Annotated in this window: 17 protein-coding genes; 9 read left to right on the forward strand and 8 right to left on the reverse strand. The window is 69.3% G+C overall.

The window, feature by feature from the left end; genetic code table 11:
* Positions 1 to 25: 25 nt before the first annotated feature.
* The 6 genes from AC31A1_RS01175 to AC31A1_RS01200 all read right to left on the reverse strand — a co-directional run bounded on the left by AC31A1_RS01175 (position 26) and on the right by AC31A1_RS01200 (position 11,407).
* The gene (locus tag AC31A1_RS01175) at positions 26 to 1,027 is read right to left on the reverse strand and encodes a LacI family DNA-binding transcriptional regulator (protein ID WP_489651351.1); all 1,002 of its coding nucleotides are present in this window, start codon (positions 1,025 to 1,027) and stop codon (positions 26 to 28) included.
* A complete protein-coding gene (locus AC31A1_RS01180; protein ID WP_489651352.1) occupies positions 1,021 to 3,480 on the reverse strand; it encodes an alpha-L-arabinofuranosidase C-terminal domain-containing protein in 2,460 nt (819 codons plus the stop codon). The genes AC31A1_RS01175 and AC31A1_RS01180 overlap by 7 nt, the downstream gene beginning before the upstream one ends.
* 80 nt (positions 3,481 to 3,560) lie before the next feature.
* Positions 3,561 to 4,871 (reverse strand): alginate lyase family protein, encoded by a 1,311-nt coding sequence (locus tag AC31A1_RS01185; protein WP_489651353.1) that lies wholly within the window; start codon positions 4,869 to 4,871, stop codon positions 3,561 to 3,563.
* Positions 4,872 to 4,888: 17 nt separating this feature from the next.
* Entirely contained in the window at positions 4,889 to 8,242 is a 3,354-nt protein-coding gene (locus AC31A1_RS01190) for an alginate lyase family protein (protein WP_489651354.1), read from the reverse strand.
* A complete protein-coding gene (locus AC31A1_RS01195) occupies positions 8,239 to 9,774 on the reverse strand; it encodes a glycosyl hydrolase family 28 protein (protein ID WP_489651355.1) in 1,536 nt (511 codons plus the stop codon). The genes AC31A1_RS01190 and AC31A1_RS01195 overlap by 4 nt, the downstream gene beginning before the upstream one ends.
* A 115-nt stretch (positions 9,775 to 9,889) precedes the next feature.
* On the reverse strand, positions 9,890 to 11,407 hold the full coding sequence (locus AC31A1_RS01200) for an alpha-N-arabinofuranosidase (protein ID WP_489651356.1): 1,518 nt from the start codon (positions 11,405 to 11,407) through the stop codon (positions 9,890 to 9,892).
* 534 nt (positions 11,408 to 11,941) lie between these two features.
* Here AC31A1_RS01200 and AC31A1_RS01205 point away from each other — a divergent pair.
* The 7 genes from AC31A1_RS01205 (at position 11,942) to AC31A1_RS01235 (ending at position 20,538) form a co-directional block, all read left to right on the forward strand.
* Positions 11,942 to 13,291, forward strand: coding sequence for an extracellular solute-binding protein (locus AC31A1_RS01205; RefSeq protein WP_489651357.1), 1,350 nt, complete (start codon positions 11,942 to 11,944; stop codon positions 13,289 to 13,291).
* The gene (locus AC31A1_RS01210) at positions 13,288 to 14,316 is read left to right on the forward strand and encodes a carbohydrate ABC transporter permease (protein ID WP_489651358.1); all 1,029 of its coding nucleotides are present in this window, start codon (positions 13,288 to 13,290) and stop codon (positions 14,314 to 14,316) included. Before AC31A1_RS01205 ends, AC31A1_RS01210 begins: the two co-directional genes overlap by 4 nt.
* Positions 14,316 to 15,137 carry a carbohydrate ABC transporter permease gene (locus AC31A1_RS01215; protein WP_489651359.1) on the forward strand — a complete coding sequence of 274 codons (822 nt, stop codon included), beginning with the start codon at positions 14,316 to 14,318 and terminating at the stop codon, positions 15,135 to 15,137. The genes AC31A1_RS01210 and AC31A1_RS01215 overlap by 1 nt, the downstream gene beginning before the upstream one ends.
* Positions 15,138 to 15,154: 17 nt before the next feature.
* Positions 15,155 to 17,161, forward strand: coding sequence for a beta-galactosidase (locus AC31A1_RS01220; RefSeq protein ID WP_489651360.1), 2,007 nt, complete (start codon positions 15,155 to 15,157; stop codon positions 17,159 to 17,161).
* Between the two features lie 366 nt (positions 17,162 to 17,527).
* Positions 17,528 to 19,528, forward strand: a complete 2,001-nt coding sequence (locus AC31A1_RS01225; protein ID WP_489651361.1) for a DUF2264 domain-containing protein — start codon at positions 17,528 to 17,530, stop codon at positions 19,526 to 19,528.
* A 166-nt stretch (positions 19,529 to 19,694) separates the two neighbouring features.
* Positions 19,695 to 19,928 (forward strand): integrase core domain-containing protein, encoded by a 234-nt coding sequence (locus AC31A1_RS01230; protein WP_489651379.1) that lies wholly within the window; start codon positions 19,695 to 19,697, stop codon positions 19,926 to 19,928.
* A complete protein-coding gene (locus AC31A1_RS01235; protein ID WP_489651362.1) occupies positions 19,894 to 20,538 on the forward strand; it encodes a GntR family transcriptional regulator in 645 nt (214 codons plus the stop codon). Before AC31A1_RS01230 ends, AC31A1_RS01235 begins: the two co-directional genes overlap by 35 nt.
* Before the next feature lie 158 nt (positions 20,539 to 20,696).
* Here AC31A1_RS01235 and AC31A1_RS01240 read toward each other — a convergent pair whose 3' ends face one another.
* Positions 20,697 to 21,137: a hypothetical protein gene (locus AC31A1_RS01240; protein WP_489651363.1), complete on the reverse strand. Its 441-nt coding sequence runs from the start codon at positions 21,135 to 21,137 to the stop codon at positions 20,697 to 20,699.
* A 21-nt stretch (positions 21,138 to 21,158) separates the two neighbouring features.
* Here AC31A1_RS01240 and AC31A1_RS01245 point away from each other — a divergent pair, with 21 nt between their 5' ends.
* Complete coding sequence (locus AC31A1_RS01245; RefSeq protein WP_489651364.1) at positions 21,159 to 21,347, forward strand: hypothetical protein; 189 nt, start codon at positions 21,159 to 21,161, stop codon at positions 21,345 to 21,347.
* 462 nt (positions 21,348 to 21,809) lie between these two features.
* The gene (locus AC31A1_RS01250) at positions 21,810 to 22,592 is read left to right on the forward strand and encodes an NPP1 family protein (RefSeq protein WP_489651365.1); all 783 of its coding nucleotides are present in this window, start codon (positions 21,810 to 21,812) and stop codon (positions 22,590 to 22,592) included.
* Positions 22,593 to 22,665: 73 nt separating this feature from the next.
* Here AC31A1_RS01250 and AC31A1_RS01255 read toward each other — a convergent pair whose 3' ends face one another.
* Entirely contained in the window at positions 22,666 to 23,364 is a 699-nt protein-coding gene (locus tag AC31A1_RS01255; RefSeq protein WP_489651366.1) for a class I SAM-dependent methyltransferase, read from the reverse strand.
* Positions 23,365 to 23,372 lie beyond the last annotated feature (8 nt).

Raw genomic sequence — 23,372 nt, forward strand, 5'->3', positions numbered from 1 at the left:
AGACGAAGTGAGGCGCGAACGGTCCTCAGCCGCCCGTCGACTCCCGGATCACCAGCGAGAAGTCTCCGATGAAGTCCTGGTGCCGGGCAGGGGGCTCGGTCTGTTTGATGCGTCTGATCAGGAGGTCGACCGCGCGCTCGGCCATGCCGTCGTGGTCGGGGTCGATCGTGGAGAGCGAGGGGATGAAGAACTCGCTCTCCGTGACGTTGTCGAACCCGATCACCTTGACCTGGTCGGGCGCCCGTATCCCGGCGTCGGCCAGCCCTCTCAGCACGCCCATGGCCAGGGAGTCGGTAACGCAGAACACGCCGTCGAAGTCGAGGCCGCCCTGCGCCATCTCCCGCGCGCGTCCTGCGCCGTCGCGCATACCGAGCCTGTCCACCTGCTGCACCAGGGCGGGGTCCGACGGCAGACCCGCCTGCTCAAGGGCCTGCCGGTAGCCGGTGAGACGCAGGCTGGAGGTGTCGACCTCCTCCACAGCCCCGCACAGGAACGCGATCCGCCGGCAGCCCCGCTCGATCAGGTGGCGGGTGGCCGCACGGGAGGCTTCGAGGTTGGGCATGGCGACGTGGTCGACGGGCGCGCCGAAGATCCGGTCGCCGAGGATGACGACCGGGTGGTCCACCCGAAGCTGTTCGGCATCGGCCTGTCGCATGCCCGCGGCGGTCAGGATGATTCCGTCGTACATGCGGTTGCGGGACAGGGACAGGGCGTCCAGTTCGTTGTCCCGGGAGGCGGTCTGCTCGACGCTCACGCGCAGGCCCCGCCGTTCGGCGGCGGCGATGATGGTGGCGGCCAGCCGGCTGTAGTAGGGGCTGTTCATCTCGGGGACGGCGAGGCCGATGGTTCCGGTGCTGCCCTTGGCCAGGTTGCGGGCGGCGACGTTGACCCGGTAGTCGAGCCGGGCCATGGCATCGAGGACCTTCGCGCGCGTCGACGGGCGGACGTTCGGATGGTCGTTGATGACGTTCGAGACGGTCATCGGTGAGACTCCGGCCGCCTTCGCGACGTCCTTGATCGTTACCACGCTCGCCCCTGGTCTCCTGTCTCGGCACCCTCTCGCATGGTATGCCGCGGGTCCGTGCGCAGAACGGTGAAGGAGTGCGGCGGAACAGCGCAGAGGGGCCCGGTGATCCGGTCGTGGACGGGCGCGGCCGGGGCCGGCCCGAAGCGGCTGTCGGCGTCCGGGGAAACGGTGAGGGTGGTGCGCGCGCAGCCGGTGTCCCCGGCCAGGTCCGCCGGCCGCAGACGAACCGTGACAGGTTCCGGCGTGGTGTTGACGATCTTGATGATGACCTCGTCGGCGGCGCTGTCGCGGACGGCCGAGACGGCGAACACCTCCGGGTCCGGCCGGACGTCCTCCACGTCATGGAGCAGCTCGCCGTCGCGGAAGCAGCGCACGCGCGGGCCGTCCACCTCCACCCGCAGGTCGTACCACCGGCCGCTCTCCACGCCTTCGAGCACGCGCTCGCTGAGGTCTTCCGGCACGCCGTCGTCCACCCGCTGGAGCCAGGTCGCCCGGTTGTCCCAGCCACCGAGCCGCCACTGGTAGTGATGCTCGGACGTCATCCCGGTGAAGCACAGGACGAATCCCTCGGCGCCGTCCGTCTTCCTCGCCCGCACCGAGAAGGCGTACGACGTTCCGCGCACCGCGTCCATGAGCAGCGGGCCGGCACCGGTGCCGGCCAGTGCCCCGCCGGTCAGGTCCCACGCTCCCGACTCCGTCCGCCAGTTGCGGAAGTCGGGGGCCGGCACGAGCCCGCCGCCGACCGGCCCGCAGCGGACGTCGGTGAACTCGGCGTGCGTGTCGGGTCCGGTACCGATGCGTATGTCATGCCGGTCGCGCACCTGGACGGCCGGTGCCTGGGGCGCTCCGGTGACCGTGACGGGCAGCGCGGTGTCGCCCGAGTTCAGCGAGTGCATTTGCTGGACGTGGTAGTTGAGGGTGGTCCAGACGTTGGTGTTGTCGAAGTAGATCAGGTCGGGCAGCCACTGAGTGTGATCGCGCTTGGCGAGCAGCGGGGCGTAGGAGGCAAGCCGGACGACGTCGCCGTTGCGCTCCATGCCGATCATGTAGAGGGCCTCGGCGAGGGCGCCGCGGCCGTCGTTGCAGTGGCTGCCGTACTCGCCGATGTACAGGTGCGGGCCGTCGCGGTCCATGCGATCGAAGCGGCGGCTGTTCTCCAGGAGCCAGCGGGGCGATTTGTAGGAGTGCTCGTCGACAAGGGGGAGGTTCCGCTCGCGGGCGAACGCCCAGCCCTTCTCCCAGTCCTCCCCGAAGGTGGCCGGACCGAGCGTGCCGATGACCGTGATCTCGGGATGATGCTCGCGCAGGGCGTCATGGATGCGGCAGAAGCGGTCGCGGAAGGTGTCGGTGACGGCGTCTTCGTTGCCCACGCCCAGGTATTCGAGAACGAACGGCTCGGGGTGTCCGGCCGCGGCGCGCAGGGACCCCCAGGGTGAGTCGGCGGGGCCGTTGGCCCACTCCACCAGGGCCAGCACCTCGGCGATGTAGGCGTCCATCTCCTCGTCGGGGATGCCCGCCTGGCCGGTGACGTCGCTGTTCTGGCAGCAGACCCCGGCCGGTACGACGGGCAGCGGCTTGGCGCCGATGTCCTCGCAGAACTGGAAGTACTCGTAGTAACCGAGGCCCATCGACTGGTGGTAGCGCCAGATGTTGAACTGCTGGCGGCGCTCGTGCAGCGGGCCGACGGTCTCCGACCAGCGGTACATGTTGCCGAGGCCCTGCCCGTGGGCGAGGCAACCGCCGGGAAAGCGCAGGAACTTGGGCTTCAGGTCGGCGATCGCCTGCGCGAGGTCGGCGCGCAGGCCGCCCGGCCGGTTCCGGAAGGTGGCCTGTGGGAAGAGCGAGACCATGTCCAGGTGGACGGTGCCGGGACCGGTCGCGGTGAGGGCGAGGCGAGCGTCCGAGTCGGTCACCTCGCAGGTGATGACCGCCGCGTGCCGCTGCCAGGACCCGTCCACGGGTCCCAGCTCCACCCGGCCGTGAACCCGGCTGCCGTCCTGGCTCTCGATCTGCGCGACCAGCCGGACCGCGGTGCCGTGGGCCAGGCGGGCGAAGGCGCTCACGTCGTAGGTCTCGCCCGCCCGGACGGGGATGCCGTCGAAGCCCTCGTTGCGCAGGCCCGCCCCGAGGCCCGCCGTACCGGTGGCGGCCGTGTGCAGGACCGCGTAGTGCGGGTTGGCCGGGTGCGGCGGGTCGTCGCTGGAGACCGTGAGCCATCCGGCCGCGCCGTCCCGCTCCAGCAGCTCCCAGGCGGTGAAGGCATGCCAGTCGGGACGGTCGGCGGGGCCGTACTCGAAGGACCTGTTCTGCACGAGCTCGGCGTAGAGGCCCCCGTCCGCCGCATAGTTGAGATCCTCGAAGAACGCGCCGAACAGGTCGGGTGAGATGGCGGTGCCCGGAGTCCGGGTGTCCACCTCGATGACCGTATCGACAGGGGGGTTGGCGTCGGGCACGGAGATGCTCCTGCGTGGGTGTGGCGTTGCGTGAACGGTGTGACGATCGGCCCCGCGGGGGAACGCGGGGCCGCCCGGGGCTACTTGGCGTACATCAGCGTGCCGAAGCCGAGCTGGTCGAAGCCGCCACTGGTGGAGCCGTAGTCGCCGCCTCCGCCTTCGGGGGTGACGAGGTCGTAGTACATGGCCGAGATGTACTTGTCGTCCAGGTACAAGCGCCGGTTGTAGTGGAAGTGAAGCTGTGCCCACACCGGGCGGATCTGACCGCGGCTCCCGTCACCGATCGCCGTCTGGGACGCGGTGGCGCAGCTCTGGCCGGTGCCCCAGGTGTAGGTCGTGAAGGGGACGTCCTGGCCGATGTTGTACTTGGCGACGTACTGCGCGGCCTTCATGAACCTCCGGTCGTCGTAGCCGTACAGGTCCTCGCCCTGGTTCCAGGCCATCTCGCAGATCGCGCCCATCTGGCCCATCCCCATGACCGTGTGGCCCTGGTCGCGGCCCGACTCCTGCCACTGGCCCAGCGCGTAGCCGTCGTCGTCCGTGTACAGGTACGGCACCGCATGGGCGATCGAGCCGTTGCCCGCGCCGGACTTGAAGTAGGTGACGGCCTGGTCGTACTTGGCGCTGTCTTCGTTGAGGATGCCGATGGCCAGGATCGAGGCCATGTTGCACAGGTCCCAGTTGGCCCAGTAGTTGGTGATGCACGCGCCGTTGTGGTTGGTCAGGAAGTCGTCGTTCATGGGGTAGAACACGTTGGCCAGCAGCTCCTGCGCGGCGGCGAGGTCGAAGTCGTCGTAGTCCCGCATGAGTTCACAGGCGTTGGCGAACTGCCAGCCGTAGATACCGGCCGCCAGGAACCGGTCGGCGTTGCCGGTGACCGTGGTCAGTGTCGTCGACCACGCGTTGAGGATGGCGGCCGCGCAGACCGCGTTGTCCTCGGTGCCGCCGACCTGCCAGCGCAGGGCGTTCTGGTAGGCGGCCGCGATGTCGTTGTACAGCAGGCTGTAGTTCTGTCCGGTGCCTCCGCGGATGATGGTGTCGGTCGCCCGGTTGGTCCAGGTCGACTGCGAGTGGGAGTTGGCGGTCAGCTTGTTCCAGCCGGACAGCCAGGGGTCGGTTCCCGCCGCGACCCTGACCCTGGCGCGGTTGATGTCGCCGGCGTTGTGCAGCATGCCGGGGTGGGTCCACACGGACGGCGCGGCGGCTAGGGCCAGGTTGCGGGCCCCGTGCCGCTTGCCGGCCGCGTCGGCCGAGCCTGCGGAGGCGGCGCCGAGCGCGCCTACGAACGCGGCTCCGCCGGCGGCCCGCAGGATGCCTCGGCGGCTCAGCAGCTCGCCGCGGAGGGATTGCGGTCTGCCTTGGTCGAGTGGGGGGAGATCGTTGCGGCTCATGGGATGTGCATCTCCAATCAAGCGGACCCCGACCGGCTCTGGTCGGGGGTGATGCTGACTTGATCGAACTGCGTGGTGCCGAGGGCCAGCGGGCTGCGGGAGCAGACCACCAGACCCACGTAGTAGGGAGCGTCACCGAATCCGGGGATGTCTCCCGCGGCGAGGGGGGTCCAGGTGCCGCCGTCATCGGTGGATGCGTAGGCGGTGAAGGCGGTCCCGACGCGCTTCAGCCGCAGCAGGCAGGGGGTGGTCACCGCACCGTTGCCCGTGAAGGCCGATCGCCCGGCCACCGTGGTGCGGAGCATGAGCTGTGCGGTGGTCCCACCGGTGACGATCGCCCCGGCCGCCTGGTCGAACGGCGACAGGGACTTCGCCATCAGCAGCCCCACCTGGTCGGCGGTGACTCCGGTACGGGAGACCAGGCGGGCGGTGACCTCGCAGTCTCCGGTGACGGGCTGCCGTACGAACTGGCCTGTCATTCCCTGGTTGTTGACGGACAGGTCGACTCCGGCGCCCCGCACGACAAAGGTCCCGTCCTCGTGTGAGGTGCTGCCGGCGGTACGGATCGCGACCACGCCCAGCGTCCCGAAGGCGCGCTCGTCGAGGACCACGTCGCCGAGGTCGCCGTACGTCCAGGGGGAGGGCGGGGGTGTGCCGACGGTGAGGGTGAGGGTTCCGGTGCCGTCGCCGGCCGCGTTGCCCGCTGTGGTGCTGACGGTGAACTCGCCGGTCTCGTTGGGGATTCCGGAGATCAGACCGGTGCGCTTGTCGATGCGCAGGCCGTCGGGGAGGCCGTCCGCGATGAAGCGTACGGGTTCGTGCGAGGCGCGCAGGAGATGTTGGAACGGAACGCCCTTGTTGGTGAACGCCGTCGCCAAGGAGGTGAGTTGGGGTGTGGAGGGCATCGGCATGGGGGCCGCCGCCGACTCCGAGAGCGGGCCGCGTCCGCCGGCGTTCGTCTGCGCGACGACGTAGTGGTACGTCGTCCCGGGTGTGCCGGTGGCGTCCGCGTACCGGATGCGGGTACCGAAGCCGACGGGGCCGACACCGGCGGCGACCGTGTGGTAAGGGCCGTCGGCGTCCGTGGCGCGCAGCACCTTGTAGCGGGCAGAGAGGTCCGGGTCGGTCCAGGCCAGCTCGATGGCGTCCGCACCGGCGGTCGCCGTGAGGTCCGTGGCGGCACCGACGGGGCGGGGCACGGACCACACCTCGCCCGACGCCGAGGTCACGGTGACGTTGTCGAAGGCACCGGTGCCGGTCTCGGCGTACTCCTCGTCGACGCCGAGGCACGAGGTCAGGACCAGGCCCGCGTACACGGAGTAACCCAACTCGACTTCTGTGGCGCCGACTTGGGTCCAGCGGATGCCGTCCGGCGAGATCGCGCCGGTGCAGCGGCGGCCCTTGCGGGTCACCCGCACCCAGTAGGGCGCGCGCAGCCGGTAGCCGTCGCCGGCGCCCTCCACGTACGGGGCCTCCAACGGGGTCGCCGACTCCGGCAGCATGCCGAGGCTGGAGATCGGGAAGGACGCGTTCACCGTGATCGCGTCCTGCTGGGAGGGCGGCACCGGGGTGCTGCCGGTCGCGGAGATGCCGGCCCCGGCCGACAGCCGTACGGTCCACACCCCACTCCAGGTGTGCAGCGGCAACCCCTGGATCAGCATCGAGGCGTGCGCCGCGTCCGCGCCGAGGCCGGCCCGGAGGGTGACGCCGATCTTGGAGTACTGCGAGCTGAGCGGCCACACGATCCGGGCGGTGACCGTGCCGTCGCCGCGCAGCGGCAGGTGGACCAGGCGGTGGGTGTCGGCTGTGCCGCTCGCCTCCAGCACGAACCGTTCGCCGTCGAAGGCGGCGGAGCCCGGGATCTTCACCTCGCCGATGTCCCGGGTGGACCATGGCTCGGGGAGGCCGGCGGTGGCTGCGGCGATGCTCGAAGTGCCGCTGGTGCCTAGGGAGTTGGTGGCGGTGACGGTGTAGTAGTAGGTCCGCCCGGACCGTATGCCGTCGTCCGCGTACGACGTCCCGTCGACCGCCGACGCGATCTCCTCGTACGGCCCCTCGGGCTTGGCCGCCCGGCGGACGGTGTACGTCGTCGCCCACACCGACGGCAGCCACGCCACGGTGACCGACGTGCCGTCGCCGACCGCGGTGACGCCGGACGGTGCCCTCGGCACGGTCGCGGTCGGCGCCTTCGTACCCGCGTACGCGAACGTCCCCCAGCCGGGCAGGTCGTCGTTGCCGCCCTCGACGACGCGGGCGCCGCCGGTGCCACGGAAGACGGCTGCCTCGGTGTACGGGGCGTCGATGCCGCGGACGCCCGCGTAGTGGGCGTAGTACATCTCGTAGATCGGCGGCAGGGTGCCGCGGACCTTGTCGGAGACGGTCGTCTTGATGTACTTGCCGGTGCGGTCCAGGTCGGGGGTGAAGGGAACGTCGCCGCCGAGGTTGTAGCGGGCGGCGTACTCGGCGTTGGCGAGGACCCGATGGTCGTCGAAGGCCCACAGGTCGACGCCCTGGTTCCAGGCGACCTGCGCGGCGTCGCCCATGAGGCCGACGGCGAGCTGCTCGTGGGCCTGGTCACGGCCGGACTCCTGGCCCTGGCCGGCGTCGGTGACGACACGGTTACGGACGCTGCCGTTGCCGGCGCCGGCCGCGGCGAAGCGCAGGGCGTCCTCGAAGAGTGTGCGTTCCTCGCAGAACACGCCGATGGCGAGGACGGACTGAGCGGACGTCAGATCCCAGTTGCCGTTGGCGTAGAGCATGTAGCCGGAGATCGCCGGATACCAGACGCTCAGGAAGGACTCCTCGCAGCGCGCGATGTCGGCGTCCGTCCAGCCGTCATAACCGCCGTGCCGCAGCAGTTCGGCCGCGTTGACGAACTTGAAGGCCTGGAGCCCCGCGCCGAGCGGGCCGTCGGCCCCGGTGATCATGGTGAGGGAGGCCGACCAGGCGCCCAGGATGTCGCGGGCCTTGTCCGCGTGGGCGCGCTCGCCGGTGACACACCACATCAGCGCGTTCTGGTAGGCGGCGGCCGAGTCGGCGACGGCCTGGTTCTGGAAGTTGGTGGGACCACGGCCCCAGGAGGTGATCTGGCCGGTGTTCTGGATCGTGTACATCGACTGCGAGCGGGCGTGGGCCGCGAGGGCGAGATAGCCGTCGTAGACCGGCGACTCCTTGGCGGCCACCGCGGCCTTCATCCGGGCCAGGTCGGCGGCGGTGTGCAGGAGGCCGGGGTGTGCGAAGCCGCCGGCTCCGGCGTCGTTCTGTACGGCCGCCCAGGCGGCGCCGGGCACGAGCAGTCCGCTCGCGCCCGCCGCCAGCAGGGCCGCCGCGCCGCCGAGGAAGCCTCGGCGGCTGGTGGCGGGGAGGTTCATGACGCGGCTGCCGCCTCGGCCTGGGCGGTGGTCAGGAACTTCATGTTGGTCACGTGCTCGTTGGCGTACCACTGCACGGTGTCGGTGGTGTAGTACCAGGTGGGCTTACGCATGGTGTCGGCGATGACCACGCCGTTGACCACGAGGTTCTCGAAGGTGACGTTGTTGATGGCGTGGTCGGCGTCGTAGCCGAGGAAGAGCGACGGGTTGGCGTGGGTGCCCGTGTAGGTGAGGTTCTTGATGTAGACGTCCTCGACGCCGCGGCCGACCGAGGTGTTGTACTTCGTGTTGTACATGACCCTGAAGCAGAGGAGCTGGCCCCAGCGGAAGTCCTCGACCCGGACGTCCTCGACGCGGACGTTCTTGATCAGGTTGGAGTCGCCGGCGTTGAGGGAGATGCAGCCCTGATAGTTCATCTGGGGCTCACGGTGGTCCAGGATGTCGACGTTCTGGATGAGCAGGTTCTCGATCATCTCCGGGTTGTCGCTGTTGCCGTGCGTGCCCACGTTGATCGGGTGGGCGACATCCGCCCACAGGGTGCAGTTCTTGATGGTGAGGTTGCGGGTGTCGCCGTAGAAGTCCCCGCGGTGGGCGTAGATGGAGAAGCAGTCGTCAGAGGTACGAGCGAAGCAGCCGTCGAAGGTGATGTTCTTGGAGCAGTAGACCGGGTAGCCGTCCCCCCACTGCCCCCAGGTGAACACCCGGGTCTTCTTGACGTGGACGTTCTCGGCCTGGCCGAGGCCAATGCCGCTCGCCAGGAAGATGACGTCTTCGACCCGGCAGTTCTGGCTGTTCTCGATGTGCAGACCGCCGACCGAGGAGGTCGGGGCCAGCAGCACGCCGTGGCCCTTGACGGTCACCTTCTCGATGCCGATGGCGTTGATCGCGGCCTTGAGGACCGCGCCGCCGGCCAGGTAGACGGTCTTGCCGCTGGGGACGGTGAGGATGTTGCCCGTGACGGTGTGCAGACCGGGACCGTAGTAGAGGACGTCCGGGTCGTCGGCGGACGGGGCGTGCTTCTCGACGCGGTTGGTGATGATGTGCAGGCAGTCGAAGATCTCGTCGTTGATCTGGACGACGACGTCCTTCGGCTCGTCGAGCGTGAACACCACGGTGTCGCCGCCGATCTCGGGCGTGATGCCGTACGAGTCCGGACGCACCCGGGCCTTGGTGGTGCCGCCCTTGAGGTAAGTGACCTCGATCTCGACCGAGCCGCAGAAGTCGAAGTACACCATCGACGAGCCCCAGACCTTGCCGGAGCCGGTGGTGGGGTTGATCTCCTTCACGCCCGGCGCGTAGCAGGAAAGGGTCTGCCACTCGCCGTCGGGGGCGGTGCGTACCCGCACCTTGAAGCTTGCCTGGGTGGCCACGCCGGACGGTATCGGGTACGTGACCAGCTCGGGCGTGGGGCTGTCGCCGTCCGCCGTGTCGTCGGCGCGGGCCGCCGTGGCGGTCAGCGAGGACAGGCCTGCTGCGAGGGCGGCGGCTCCGGCAGCCTGGAGGGTTCTGCGGCGGGTCAGGTCCGTGCTCATGTGCGGCTCCTTGTCAGGATGAAGTACGGGTGGAACGGGTCTCCTCAGGCCGGGGCCGGGGCCGGCGGCGGTGCGCGGCCGGGCCGGCCCCACGCGGAACGCGGCGCCGGGCAGATCAGCCCAGCGGGGCCCGGACGGTGACGAACGAGTGGGGCGGCAGCGTCAGGGTGAGCCCCTGACCGGTCGCCTTCAGCTCGTCGAAGGGGCGCGGGCTGACCGACTCCGGTGTGGCCGGAGTGTTGTGGTCCTGAAGGCGGTCGGCGGTCAGGATGCGGGCGGTCGGCTCGCCGATGGTGCGGCCGCGCAGGTCGAGGGTCACCTCGACGGGCTCTTCGGCGTCGAGGTTGGACAGCGAGATGAGCACCGCCCCGTCCTTGACGCTCGCGGAGGCGGACAGGGTCTCCAACTCCGCGTCGCCGACCGTGCGCCGGATGTCGTCGCCGCTCAGGTGGACGGCGAGCGACGTGGCGTCCTGGTGGTCCTTGTTCATCTCGAAGACGTGGTAGGTCGGGGTCAGGACCAGGGCGTCGCCGTCCGTGAGCACCATCGCCTGCAGGACGTTGACGGTCTGGGCGATATTCGCCATGTACAGGCGGGCGGCGTGCTGGTGGAAGATGTCGAAGTGGGTGGAGGCGACAAGCGCGTCGCGCAGGGAGTTCTGCTGGAACAGGAATCCCGGATTGGTGCCCGGCTCGACGTCCCACCAGGTGCCCCACTCGTCCAGGACCAGGCCGACCGTACGCCCGCGGTCGTAGATGTCCATGACGGTGGAGTGGCCGGTGAGGATGGTGTCGATCTTCCGGGCCGCGACCATCGTGCGGTAGTAGTCGTCGGTGTCGAAGACGGTGGCGCTGCCCTTGGCCTCCCAGGGGCCGGCGATCGTGTAGTAGTGGACGGACAGGCCCTGGAAGAAGTTCTTCGGGGTGGCCTCGCAGCCGAAGCAGCTGATCTGCTGCATCAGTGTCTCGGTCCATTTGTAGTCGTCGTCGGAGGCGCCGGAGGCGATGCGGTAGAGCGTGTTGTCGCCGTGGTCGCGGCAGTAGGTGGCGTACTGGCGGGCCAGGTCGGCGGAGTACTCGGCGCGCATGTTGCCGCCGCAGCCCCAGGTCTCGTTGCCGATGCCCCAGAACTTCACGCGCCACGGCTCGTCACGGCCGTTGGCCCTGCGCAGGCGGGCCATGGGGCTGTCGCCGTCGCGGGTGAGGTACTCGACCCACTCGCTCATCTCCTGGATCGTGCCGGAGCCGACGTTGCCGCTGATGTAGGGCTCGGCGCCGAGGAGTTCGCACAGGGTCATGAACTCGTGGGTGCCGAAGTGGTTGTTCTCCTCGACGTCGCCCCAGTGGGTGTTGACCATCCGGGGGCGCTGGTCGCGGGGGCCGATGCCGTCCTTCCAGTGGTACTCGTCGGCGAAACAGCCTCCCGGCCAGCGCAGGTTGGGGATGTTCAGGGCTCGCAGCGCCTGGACGACATCGAGCCGGATGCCTCCTTCGTTGGGGATCGGCGAGTCCTCCCCCACCCAGAAGCCGCCGTAGACGCAGCGGCCCAGGTGCTCGGCGAAGTGGCCGTAGAGATGGCGGCTGATCGTCGGGCCCTCGATGTCGAGGTTGATGACCGCGGTGGCGTTGGGCACGGACGTACTCCTGCAGGAATGTGATGGGGCGTGAATGGACGTGGAGCGCGGGCCGCAGGCGGGGGTGGTGCGGCATCCCTCACCGTGGCGGCCTCGTCGGAGGCATCACGGATGGTTAACAACCGGTTTCTTGTAGCGTTACAAGAACAAGAAGCTGCCACCGCGCCACCCTGGGAGTCAAGAGGGCTGCGTGAGACTCTTCTTCGGCAGGCACACCCATGGTCGGACCCGTTTAATACGGGGCGTTCCAACCTCTTGACACTGCCCTGGAGCCGGTCCTAGCGTTCGCCGAGCCAATTCCAACCGGTTTCCATCCGTGTGCGTTTCGGGGCGTCACGCCACGGCCGAAGTACCGGACCCGCAACACTCGACACCCACGGTGCGGGCGGTGTCGCCGACTCCCTGCCCGAAGGCCGTTCACCACGGCCGGGCGCGCACCGGGCTTCCCTCTTCTCCTGCCGGTCGTGCCCTCCTGGGCCGCAGCGCCCGTCTCCCGCATCCCAGCAAGCTCACCGCGCGAAAGGTTGCACAGTCATGCCCGTTTCCCCCAGAGGCTCCCTCGACCGGCGCCGCTTCCTGGCAGCCTCCGCCGGCGCCGCCCTCGCCACCGCCGCCCTGCCCGGCTGTGCCTCCTCCGTCGACTCCGGGAGCGGCGCCAAGCGCGCCAAGGAGACGCTCACGATCATGGACGCAGCCTGGCTCAAGGAGGACTTGAAGAAAGCCGAGCAGACGCTCGGCATCAACCTCGACGTCATCACGTACGACGTCACCAAGCTCAACGCCATGCTGGCCGGCGGCAACCCGCCGGACGTGGTCCGCGGCGTCGGCGCGACGGACGTGCCCTACTTCGCCGCGCGCGGTCTGATGGCCGACCTGGACCCGTACTTCGCCAAGAGCGACGTGCTCAGGCCCTCCGACCTCGCCGCGGCCAACGACATCTGGCGCTACGACAGCGACGCCAAGAAGCAGGGCACCGGTCCCCGCTACGGCATGGCCAAGGACTACTCACAGGACTGCATGTTCTGGTACCGCACCGATCTGTTCGAGGCGGCCAAGCTCGACCTTCCCAGCGACACCGACCCGTTGTCCTGCGAGGAGTGGCTGGACCTCGGCAAGCAGCTGACCAAGCGCAGGCTCGGCAAGGTGAAGGTGTACGGCCTGAGCGCCGGGGCCCTGAACGGCCCCCTCACCACGTTCATGTGGATGACCGCCTCGGCCGGCGGAAGCCTGTTCGCCCAGGACCTGGCCACGGTGGACTTCTCCTCCCCCGAGGCTCTCAAGGCGCTGCAGTGGTACCTGGACTACGCGAAGGCCAACATCGGCCCCAGCGTCGTCAACCCCAACCCGGACGGCTGGGACGGGCCCACCTACCAGGCCAGCCGGATGGCGATGGCCAACGACGGCTACTGGTTCGGCGGGGTGATCGGCGCCGACGCCAAGCTCTCCGGGGTCTCGCGCCTCGCCCCCGCGCCCCAGCTCGGCAGCCACCGTGTCAGCCCCTGTTTCGGCGCCACCGGCTTGTGGGTCCCCAAGGGCGCCAAGAACAAGGACACCGCCTGGAAGTTCTTCGAGTACTACTTCGGCACGCTCGCCCAGGAGCGGGCGACCACCGGCTACGGCATCCCCTCCCTGAAGTCGCTGGTCCCGAAGATGCCGCAGGACAACGCCTTCCACAAGCAGTCCTACACGGTCCAGCAGCAGGAACTGCCGTACTTCTCGGTGCTGCCCGTCAGCCCCTACGCCCAGGCGGACGCCCTGAACGTGGTACTCACCAAGGTGCTGCCGGACGCGGTCGACTCCGGCACCTCCGCCGGGAAGATCGCCGACACGCTCAACTCCCGGATCAACGACCAGCTCGCGCGGGGCAAGGAGCTGGTGGGGTGAGTACCGATCAACTCGCCGGGCCGGACGCGCGTGCGCCGCGGCGGGCGGCCCTCGCCCGGCCCGGCTCGCCGCGGGCGCGCCGTCCCCGCTCCCTGCGGGCACGCCGGACCGGGGCGTTCTATGTGTTCGCCGGCCCCTGGCTGCTGGGCTTTCTGGCCATGACTGTCTTCCCGCTGGGCTACGCGCTGTGGCTGAGCTTCACCAACTCCGACGGCCTGTCCCCCCACGCCCGCTACGTGGGGCTGGCCAACTACCGTGAGGTCTTCACCGACCCGGACACCCTGGCGTCGCTGGGCCGCACCGGCCTGTTCACCGCGTTCACGGTGCCGCTGACGATCGCCGCGGGTCTCCTCCTCGCGGTGCTGCTGAACCAGCCGATCCGCGCCCGGGGCGTGTTCCGCACGTTGGCATATCTGCCCGCCGTGGTGCCACCGGTCGGTACCGCCCTCGTCTTCAAGCTGATCTTCGACCGTGACTCGGGTTCGGCGAACGGCCTGCTGGACATCTTCGGTGTGAACGGGCTCGCCTGGCTGGCGGATCCCTACGCCCGCTATGTACTGATCTCGCTGACCGTGTGGGGCTGCGGGAACGTCATGATCATCTCGTTGGCGGGACTGCAGGACATTCCCGCGGAACTGCTCGACGCGGCGCGCATGGACGGGGCGAGCTGGTGGCAGTCCTTCACCCGGATCACCCTGCCCCTCCTCTCCCCCGTGCTGTTCTTCCAGGTGATCACCCAGATCATCGCCACGCTGCAGAGCTTCCTGCCGCTGCTCATCTCGATCGACCCCACACCCAAGGGCGTGGGCGCCGTCCCCGAGAGCAACCAGCTGATCATGATCGACGTCTTCACGCAGTACTTCTCCAACGGCCGCTACGGCTACGCCTCTGCCCTGCTCTGGGTGCTCTTCGCGTTCGTCATGGCCGTCACCCTGCTCGTCTTCAAGCTGAGCCGGGGAGTGGTCTTCTACTCCGTGGATCCCGAACCGGCGAAGACGAAGCCCCGGACGATCGGAGACAGCTGATGGTCCTGGCCCGACGCAAAGTCGTCTACATGCTCCTGGTCGCGATCCTGGTGCTCATGCTCAGCCCCTTCGGCTGGCTCCTGATCAGCGCGTTCAAGGACCCCTCCGAACTGCGCGCGGTACCCATCCACTGGTGGCCGCACCACCCGACCCTGGAGAACTTCCACCTGGCCCTGACCCTCTTCGACTTCTTCGGCTACGCCCGCAACTCGCTGACCATCGCCGGCATCTACTCGGTGCTGATCACCCTCGCCTCGGCCTGGGCCGGCTACGGCTTCGCCCGGCTGAGCGGGCCCGGCAAACGGATCATCTTCGGCCTGATGCTGTCCACGATGATGACGCCGCAGATCATCACCCTCATCCCGACCTACCTGCTGTTCTCCAAGGCCGGACTGACCAACACCTACCTGCCCTGGGTGCTGTGGGGACTGGCCGGCGCACCGTATCTGATCTTCCTCTTCCGGCAGTTCTTCACCAACATGCCCAAGGAGCTGGAAGAGGCGGCGATCATCGACGGCTGCGGCCAGATCCGCATCTTCTGGCGGATCTTCCTCCCGCAGTCCTGGCCCGTCATCGCCACCAGCCTGGTCCTCTCCTTCAGCTGGAGCTGGGGCGACTACATCTCCCCCGCCCTGCTCCTGGACGACGCCCACACCACGCTCGCGGTGAAGATGGCCACCGGCTACGTCACCGAGCAGGGAACCGGGCTCTACACCGTCATCGGAGCGGGCGCCGTCCTCTACATCCTGCCCTCGCTCGTCCTGTTCCTCATCCTGCAGCGCAACTTCGTCGCCGGCACCGCCACGTCCGGACTCAAGTGACACACAAGGGACCCTCAGTGACCACGAAACCCGTCCTCTCCCTCCCCGGCATCGCCTACGGCGGCGACTACAACCCCGAGCAGTGGCCCGAGGATGTGTGGGCCGAGGACATGCGCCTCATGCGTGAGGCCGGCGTCAACTTCGTCAGCGTCGGCATCTTCTCCTGGGCCCTGCTGGAGACCTCCGAGGGCACGTACGACTTCTCGCGCATGGACAAGATCCTCGGCCTCCTCCACGACAACGGCATCGCCGCCGACCTCGCGACCCCGACCGCGGCCCCTCCGGCGTGGTTCTACCGGGCCCACCCGGAGGCGCTGCCGGTCGACAAGGACGGCCACCGGCTGTCGTACGGCAGCCGCCAGACGATCTGCCCATCGAGCCCCGCCTACCGCGAGGCGTCCGTGCGCATCACGGGCGCACTGGCCGAGCGGTACGCCGACCATCCGGCGGTGGTGATGTGGCACGTCCACAACGAGTACGGCTGCCACACCAATGGCTGCTACTGCGACACGAGCGCGGCGGCGTTCCGCCGCTGGCTGCGGACGAAGTACGCCGATGACCTGGATGTTCTCAACCACGCCTGGGGCACCACGTTCTGGAGCCAGTGGTATTACGACTGGGACGAGATCCTGCCTCCGCGGGCGACCGCCGCCGGCCCCAATCCGGCCAACCTGCTGGACTGGCACCGCTTCTGCTCGGACGAATGGCTGTCTCACTACAAGGCGGAGCGGGACGTAATACGGGAGGCGGCCCCCGCCACTCCGGTCACCACCAATTTCATGGGGATCACCGACGCGTTGGACTACTGGCGCTGGGCGCCGGAGGTGGACGTGGTGTCGGAGGACCACTACGCGATGTCCAGCGACCCCGAGGCGGAGATCGGGATCGCGCTCGCCAGCGATCTCGTGCGGTCGCTGGCGGGCGGCCCCTGGTTCCTGATGGAGCACTCCACGGGCGCGGTGAACTGGCAGCCCGTCAACCGGGCCAAACTGCCCGGGGAGTTGCGGCGCAACGCCCTCGCGCACGTGGCCCACGGAGCCGACGGCATCGCCTTCTTCCAGTGGCGGGCGGCGAAGGCGGGCGCCGAGCAGTGGCACTCCGCCATGGTCCCGCACGCCGGCACCGACAGCCAGATCTGGCGGGACGTGGTCCGACTGGGCGCGGATCTGCGGGCGCTGGCCGAGGTACGCGGCAGCACCGGCACGGCCGAGGTCGCCATCGCCTGGGACTGGAACGCCCGTTGGGCCCTGGAGTTCCCCGCCCAGCCCAACAGCGAGCTGCGCTTTCAGGATCTCGTGCGCTCCTGGTACGAGCCGCTGTGGCGATCGGGCGTGGCCGTGGACTTCGTACGCCCGGACGCCGACCTGTCGGCCTACCGTCTGGTCCTGGCACCGAGCCTGTACCTGGTCGACGACAAGGGTGCGGCCAACCTCACCGGCTTCGCGGAGCGCGGCGGCACATTGGCGGTCGGCTTCCACAGCGGGGCCGTGGACGAGAACTGCCATGTACGGCTGGGCGGTTACCCGGGAGCGTTCCGCGAGGCACTCGGCGTCAGGTCGGACGAGTACTTCCCGCTCCAACCTGGTGACACGGTCACGCTGCGCGGAGGCGGTACGGCCTCGCTGTGGTCCGAACGCCTGCGCCTGGAGGGGGCGGAGACGGTGATGTCGTACGAAGGGGGACCCCTGACGGACGTACCCGCCGTGACACGTCACGCGTACGGCGAGGGCACGACCTGGTACCTGGCCACGCACCCGGACCCGACCGTCCTCGCCTCCCTCATGACCCGCATCCGCACCGAGGCCGGCGTGGAACCGGTCCGCACGGCACCGGAGGGCGTCGAGGTGGTTCGCCGCCGATCCCCGTCCGCCGACTACCTGTTCCTGATCGACCACGCGGGCAACGGCGCACAGGTGCCCGTCGCCGAGGACGCGGTCGAACTCCTCACTGGCAAACCGGCACCCGGCTCGGTCACGCTGGCACCGGGAGAGATCGCGGTGGTACGGGAGCCACGGCGCGGCTGACGAGACGGTCTCGGTGTCGGGCTGCTCGGACGATTCGCCGTCAACCGCGGCCGTATGCAGACCTCAAACTGTGTCGGTCGTGCATGAATCCGCGGTGGATCCGTGAGCATGCCCGTGGATCGCAGCGTCGAGGACCTGCTTCGCGAGCCGGCGCCGAAGGTCCTCGGCACCCTCGTCCGCCGGTGACGCTGCCGGCCGCCGCACTCCAAGACCCTGTGCGGCAAGGGTGTTCGTCGGCCCCCGCCTCTCCACTATTCGTATCTGATCGACCAGGATCGTTTGTGGTCGAGCGTGTTCTCAATCGTTGAGTACGAACCACGTCACGGGATGACGTGGCCTTCCCACCACCTCACGGAGGAAGCAGTGATGCCCAGCGAGGACCGGGACCTGTCCCCGTACACCGGATGGACCAGGAGGCACTGGACCGCGCTCGCCGACCGGATGCTCGTGGCTGTCGACCCCTACCGCTCCCCGGGCGGGGCCCGGATCGACCTGCCCGGTCCGGCGAGCCGCAACGGCGCGGTCTCCGACGGCCTGGAGGGCTTCGCACGCACCTTCCTGCTCGCCGGTTTCCGCCTCGCGGGGGAGAAGGGCGCGGATCCGGCGGGAATGCTGGAGCGGTACGCCGAGGGCCTGGCGGCGGGCACCGACCCGTACTCGCCGGAGGCATGGCCCCGCCCGGACGAACACGGCCAGGCCAAGGTCGAGGCCGCCTCCATCGCGCTGGTGCTGCAACTGACGAGGCCCTGGCTGTGGGACCGGCTCGACAGCGGCGTGCGCGAGCGCATTGTCGTATGGCTGGGGACTGTCGTGGGGCAGCCCTATCCACCGATCAACTGGGTCTGGTTCCGGATCGTCGTGGAGTCGTTCCTGCGCGAGGCCGGCGGACCGTGGTCGGCCGGCGACATCGAGGAGGACCTGGCGGTCCATGCCTCGCTGCGCCGACCCGGCGGCTGGCTCAGTGACGGGCAGGAGCGGGCCTACGACCACTACACCGGCTGGGCCCTGCACCTGTATCCGCTGCTGTGGACCCACTTGTTCGACGTCACCGGCACCCTGTGTCCGCCGTCCCTGCGCCAGACCTGGACCGCGGACCTCGGGCGCTACCTCGACGACGCGGTACGTCTGGTCGGCTCCGACGGTTCCCCGCTGCTGCAGGGACGCAGTCTGACCTACCGCTTCGCCGCTGCGGCGCCCTTCTGGGTCGGCGCGGTCACCGGAGCCGGCGGCCAGCCGCCCGGACTGGTGCGCCGCGTGGCCAGCGGCATCGTCCGGCACTTCGCCGACGACGGGGCTCCCGACCGGAACGGACTGCTCAGTCTGGGCTGGCATGCCGCCTGGCCCGCGATGCGCCAGGCGTACTCCGGGCCCGGCTCGCCGTACTGGGCGACCAAGGGCATGCTCGGCCTGATGCTGCCCGAGGGGCACCCGGTGTGGACGGATCCGGAACTGCCGCTGCCTGTGGAGACCGGAGATGTCGCACGGGTGATCAGCGCCCCCGGCTGGCTTGTCAGCGCACGGCGCCGCGATGGCATCGCGATGGTGCTCAACCACGGCACCGACCACGCGCGCCCCGGCGACCTGACCGCGGACTCGCCGCTGTACGCGCGGCTGGGCTACTCCACAGCGACCGTTCCTCCCCTGGTCGGCGCGTCGGCGACGGACCCTGTCGACAACGCGGTCGTGCTGCTCGACGGCGCCGGCCGGGCCAGCCACCGCAGCGGTTTCGAGACCCTGTTCGCCCGAGAGCTCCCCGGTGAGGTGCTCGCCGCCGCCTCGCGGGGACCGGTGCGCTGGGTCGATGTCAGCGCCGACGACTCGCCCGACCACGGCTCCGGCCGCGCGGGGCCCACGACCCCCGGGCCGGTTGTCACCGTCGTCTCGCTGCTGCGCGCAGGGACGGAGGTCCGGCTGGTCCGGGTCGACGCCCCGCCGGCACAACCGAACCCCGCCTGGCGCTCGGTGCGCCTCGGCGGCTGGCCGGTCGCCGCCGACGTTCCGCCCGAGACCCGGGCAGGCACCGGCCTGTCGGGGGCTCCGTACGCCGGAGCAGGCACCTCTTCCCTGTGCTCCAGGCTGCGCGGCCTGCTGGGTCTGCACCGCGGAGGAGTGGCCACCGGGAAGGACGACAGCCCTCTCGGCGCCCGGACCGCGACACCGTGGCTGGCCACGGACAGCGTGCCCTACGGTGAGGTGCTCGCCGCCGCGGTGGTCCTCGATCGGGATGGCCCGAACGAGGCGGACCAAGTGGACCCTACTGTTGTCGTGCATCCGGGTCCGGGCGGCGGCCACCGGGTGGAGCTGACCTGGCCGGACGGCCACACCACCGAGATTGATCTGCCTGCCGCGCCTCAGGCGGCCGTCTGACCTGCCTCGCCTGCCTGCCTCGCTCCTGCTCCGGCAGGGGGAAACTGCCCGACTATGACGGACGAATTGGTCGGGCCGGAAACGCCCGCGTACCACGGCCGCTTGGCGCAGCTGCCGATCCGCGAGACCAGGCGCTGTTCCGGGCCTTGATGGACCAGGTGTGAGTGTGTGGGGTGGCGTCAGCGAGTTGGGCGACACTGTCTCGGCTACAGGAGAGCATCAGACTCTCAGGCGCGAACTGCCCGACGTATCCGGTCCGTTCGCCGATCTGCCCGCGGCTCAGGCCGCGGTCTACGCCTGGGTGCACACCTACAACACCGTCCGGCCCTCGGCAGGTCACCAACCAGACCCGCCGCGACGCCGTGGTGAACGAGCTGCGGCGCGCCATCCCGGCCGGTGAGCTGGGGCCGGGGCAGCGGCTCAAAGAAGTCCAGATCGCCCAGCAGATGGGGGTCAGCCGCCCGACCCTGCGCGAGGCCATCTACCAGCTGATCCACGAAGGGCTGTTGGAGCAGCAGCCCTACCGCGGTGTCGTCGTCACCACGATCGACGAGAAGTTCATCCGAGACGTGGCCGCGGTCCGCATGGCCCTGGAGCAACTCGCTGCCCGGGCCCTGGCCGACGACCCCGACGCCTCCCGCAAGGCCAAACTCCGCGAGAGCTTCGCGGAGTACAAGGCCGCGAACGCCTCCCAGGACACGGACCGCCTGCACCAGGCCCACATCGACCTGCACTGGACGATCTGGACCGCCTCCGAGAACAGCATGCTCACCCGCATGTGGCCAACCGTCGAAGCCCAGATCAACATCGCCATCACCGTCGACGAGAGCACCCGCTCGGACCCCGACCGCGCGCTGCACATCCACGAACGGCTGATCGACGCGATCCTCGACGGCGACCCCCGGCTCATCGACGCCGAGGTGGAACGGCACACCCTGTGGAGCGCCGCGGAACTCATCGACATGCTCGCCGAACGAAAAAAAAGCGCAGGCCGGCCGGACGCCGGGTGAATGCCGGGCGTCCCGGGTCCATGGGCCCCCGTCCCCTGTGCCGAAAGGACGGCGTGCGCTCAGCTGCCCCACCAGATCGCGTTCGATGCCCGCCGGTTCGTCCGCTCGCTGCCCTGGAAATCGGGTCCGGTGCCTCCTGGACGCACTCCGAGACGCCTTCAACGCCAACCCCTGGAAGCCGCCAGCAGCCGCGTGAATCCGCAGTCCTGGCCGTGCGCCCGGGCGGTGTCGAGGTAGGAGTGGACGGTGCAGTACCACTGCGCGGTGGCGACGCGGCGCCAGCAACCACCGACCTCCATCCGGAGTTTGACCATCCGCAGGGCCCGCTGGGCCGGATCGTTGGTGCACCCGATGTCGAAGCGGGTGGTGAAGAGCAGGATCTCGCTGGTGCGCTTGTTGAGGATCTCTGCGGCCACCCAGGCGGGGTGACGCTTGTTCTGGCTGGTGCGCCGTCCGGTGTTCTGGGCCAGGCCTACCAGGTAGGCGTGCCGCCACCGGTGGTGCAGTTCGGTACTGACGGCGTCGTCGGGCCGGTCGTGGCCTGCGACTTTCGCGGTCTCGACGGCGGTGTGGAAGTCACGCAGTGCGTCCTGGGCCATCTCGGCTCAGGTTCGCCCTCGATGACGCCGGTCAGGTCGCGCAGGATGTGGGCACAGCAGATCTTGTCAGCCCGCCGCGTCGCGCACGTCTACGAACAGATCCAGCCCGCCGAGCACCACAGCGGCGACACGGCTTCGGGTGGCGCCGGCCAGGATCCCGGCTCGGGACTTCTGTCGCCCGAGAAGCGGGACGAGACCAGAGTCACGTGAGGCAACTTCGGCAACCGGTTCGACCGCCTCGACCGCCGCCCGCCCTGCTTCAGGCCGATGCCGGCCTCCAGCTGCGGGAGCCGGGTGTTCTCGTGGTCCCGTCACCGAGCGCGGTACACCACCGACCGGCCGACTCCGCGTATCGGCGCCTTCCCGGAACCGGTGGCTGCCCTCAGTCCCGAGGTACTGGGCCCGGGCATGACGGTCCTGGTGCCGCGACATGGCCGCCGGACGGGGCGTCCGCTCCGTGAAATCCGCTCCCCTGTCCTTAAGCGGCCCCAGGTTGTGCGGTGTGTGACGGCATGGGAAACGACCCGCCAATCCTCGGCATGGAATTTTTCATTTTGATCAAATCGGCTGCTGAACAATCCCCTGCGGCCCATTCTCGGACTCGCCCCGCCGGCTTTCCCGGCACGGACCACGCCGGAGCCCCGGCCGACCGAGCAACTGGAGACGCAGCACATGTCCCACGCAGTCAAGCGCAGCAAGCAGTCCCGCGGCCGCCTCGGCAACACCCTGCTCGTCGCGCTCAGCGCCACCGCACTGACCGTCGGCCTCCAGGGCAGCGCCTCCGCCGCCGTACTGAATCCGCTGACCCCGAAGGCAACCGCCTTCCAGAAGAAGTACATGCCGGACTTCGACTACGACACGGACGGCTGCTTCCCCGCGGCAGCCATCGACACGAACGGAACCCTCAATGGCGGCCTCAAGAACAGCGGGTCGATCACGGGCGGTTGCCGAACCGGACACCTCGGCAAGGCCAACACGTACTCACAGTCGCTGTGCAGGAACGGCTGGTGTGCGTACGTCTACGGCCTCTACTTCGAGAAGGACCAGACGCTGAACGGGGCCGACGCCTTCGGGCACCGCCACGACTGGGAGTCCGTCGTGGTCTTCCAGAAGCAGGGCGCCGAGAAGCCCAGCTATCTGGCCGCCTCCCGGCACGGCGGCTACAGCACCCACCCGATCAACGAGGTGCCCATGGACGGCACCCACGTGGAGATCGTCTACCACAAGGACGGCGCGAGCACCCATGCCTTCCGCTTCGCCAAGTGGGGCGAAGCGCCGGAGGCCTGGGGCGACGGCGGCTGGGACAGGCCTGGCCTGCTCACCCTGGACCTGATGAGGAGCGACCTCAGGACCAAGCTGTCCGACGCCACCTGGGGCAAGGCCAACTTCCCGCTGGCCGGCAACCTGGTCAGCAACATCAACAAGGCTCGGCCCTCGGCGGTCCCCGCGTTCTGACGCACGGATCCGCAGCAAGCAGCCCCCGGCGGGAACCTTCCCTGTCCGCCGGGGGCATCTCCGTGTCGGCGCCTCAGCGCAGAGTGAAGAAGATCATGGGGTTGTCCTTGCTGTCCCGGAGAGGGTGGCCCAGGGCGAGGGTCCGCTTGACGTCGTTCAGACGGTGATGCATCTCGGGGGCGTGCGCCTTGGAGGCGGTGAAGTAGGTGTTCTCCTGTTCCGCGAGCCAGCGCAGGACGACCGCGCCCTCGGTGAACGGCAGCGGGCGGCGGCCGTGGAAGACGTCGTGGACGCACACCGGTATGCCCGGCCGCATCCGCGGCAGCAGGTGCTGGATGTACCAGCGGGCGAAACTCGCCGAGTGCGCCGCGTCGATGAAGAGGAAGTCCGCGGTGTCCGGGATCTTCTCCAGGTTCTCCCGCGCGTCCCCCTGCGTGAACGTCCAGCAGCCGGTGGAGAGCCGCTCCGGGACGTTGCGCTCGACATGGTCCACGATGTCGTACGAGTAGAGGTGGCCGATGCCGTTGTCCTTCAGTGCCTGGAGGATCCAGGTGGTGGACCAGCCGTGGAAGGTCCCGATCTCGACCACCGTCTCCGGACGGGCCTCTCGCAGCAGGAGGTAGGTGATCTCCGCCTCGATGTCGTCGAGTTGGGCCTTCAGCGAGGTCGGCGGCGCGAGCAGTTCCCGCTGCTTCTCGCGGACCCGGTCGAGATCGTGGGCATAGGCGCGGTAGAGGCGGACGATGTGGTCGATGTCGATGTGCTGGTGCATGCGCGCTC

Source organism: Streptomyces sp. P5F9, assembly GCF_057961495.1.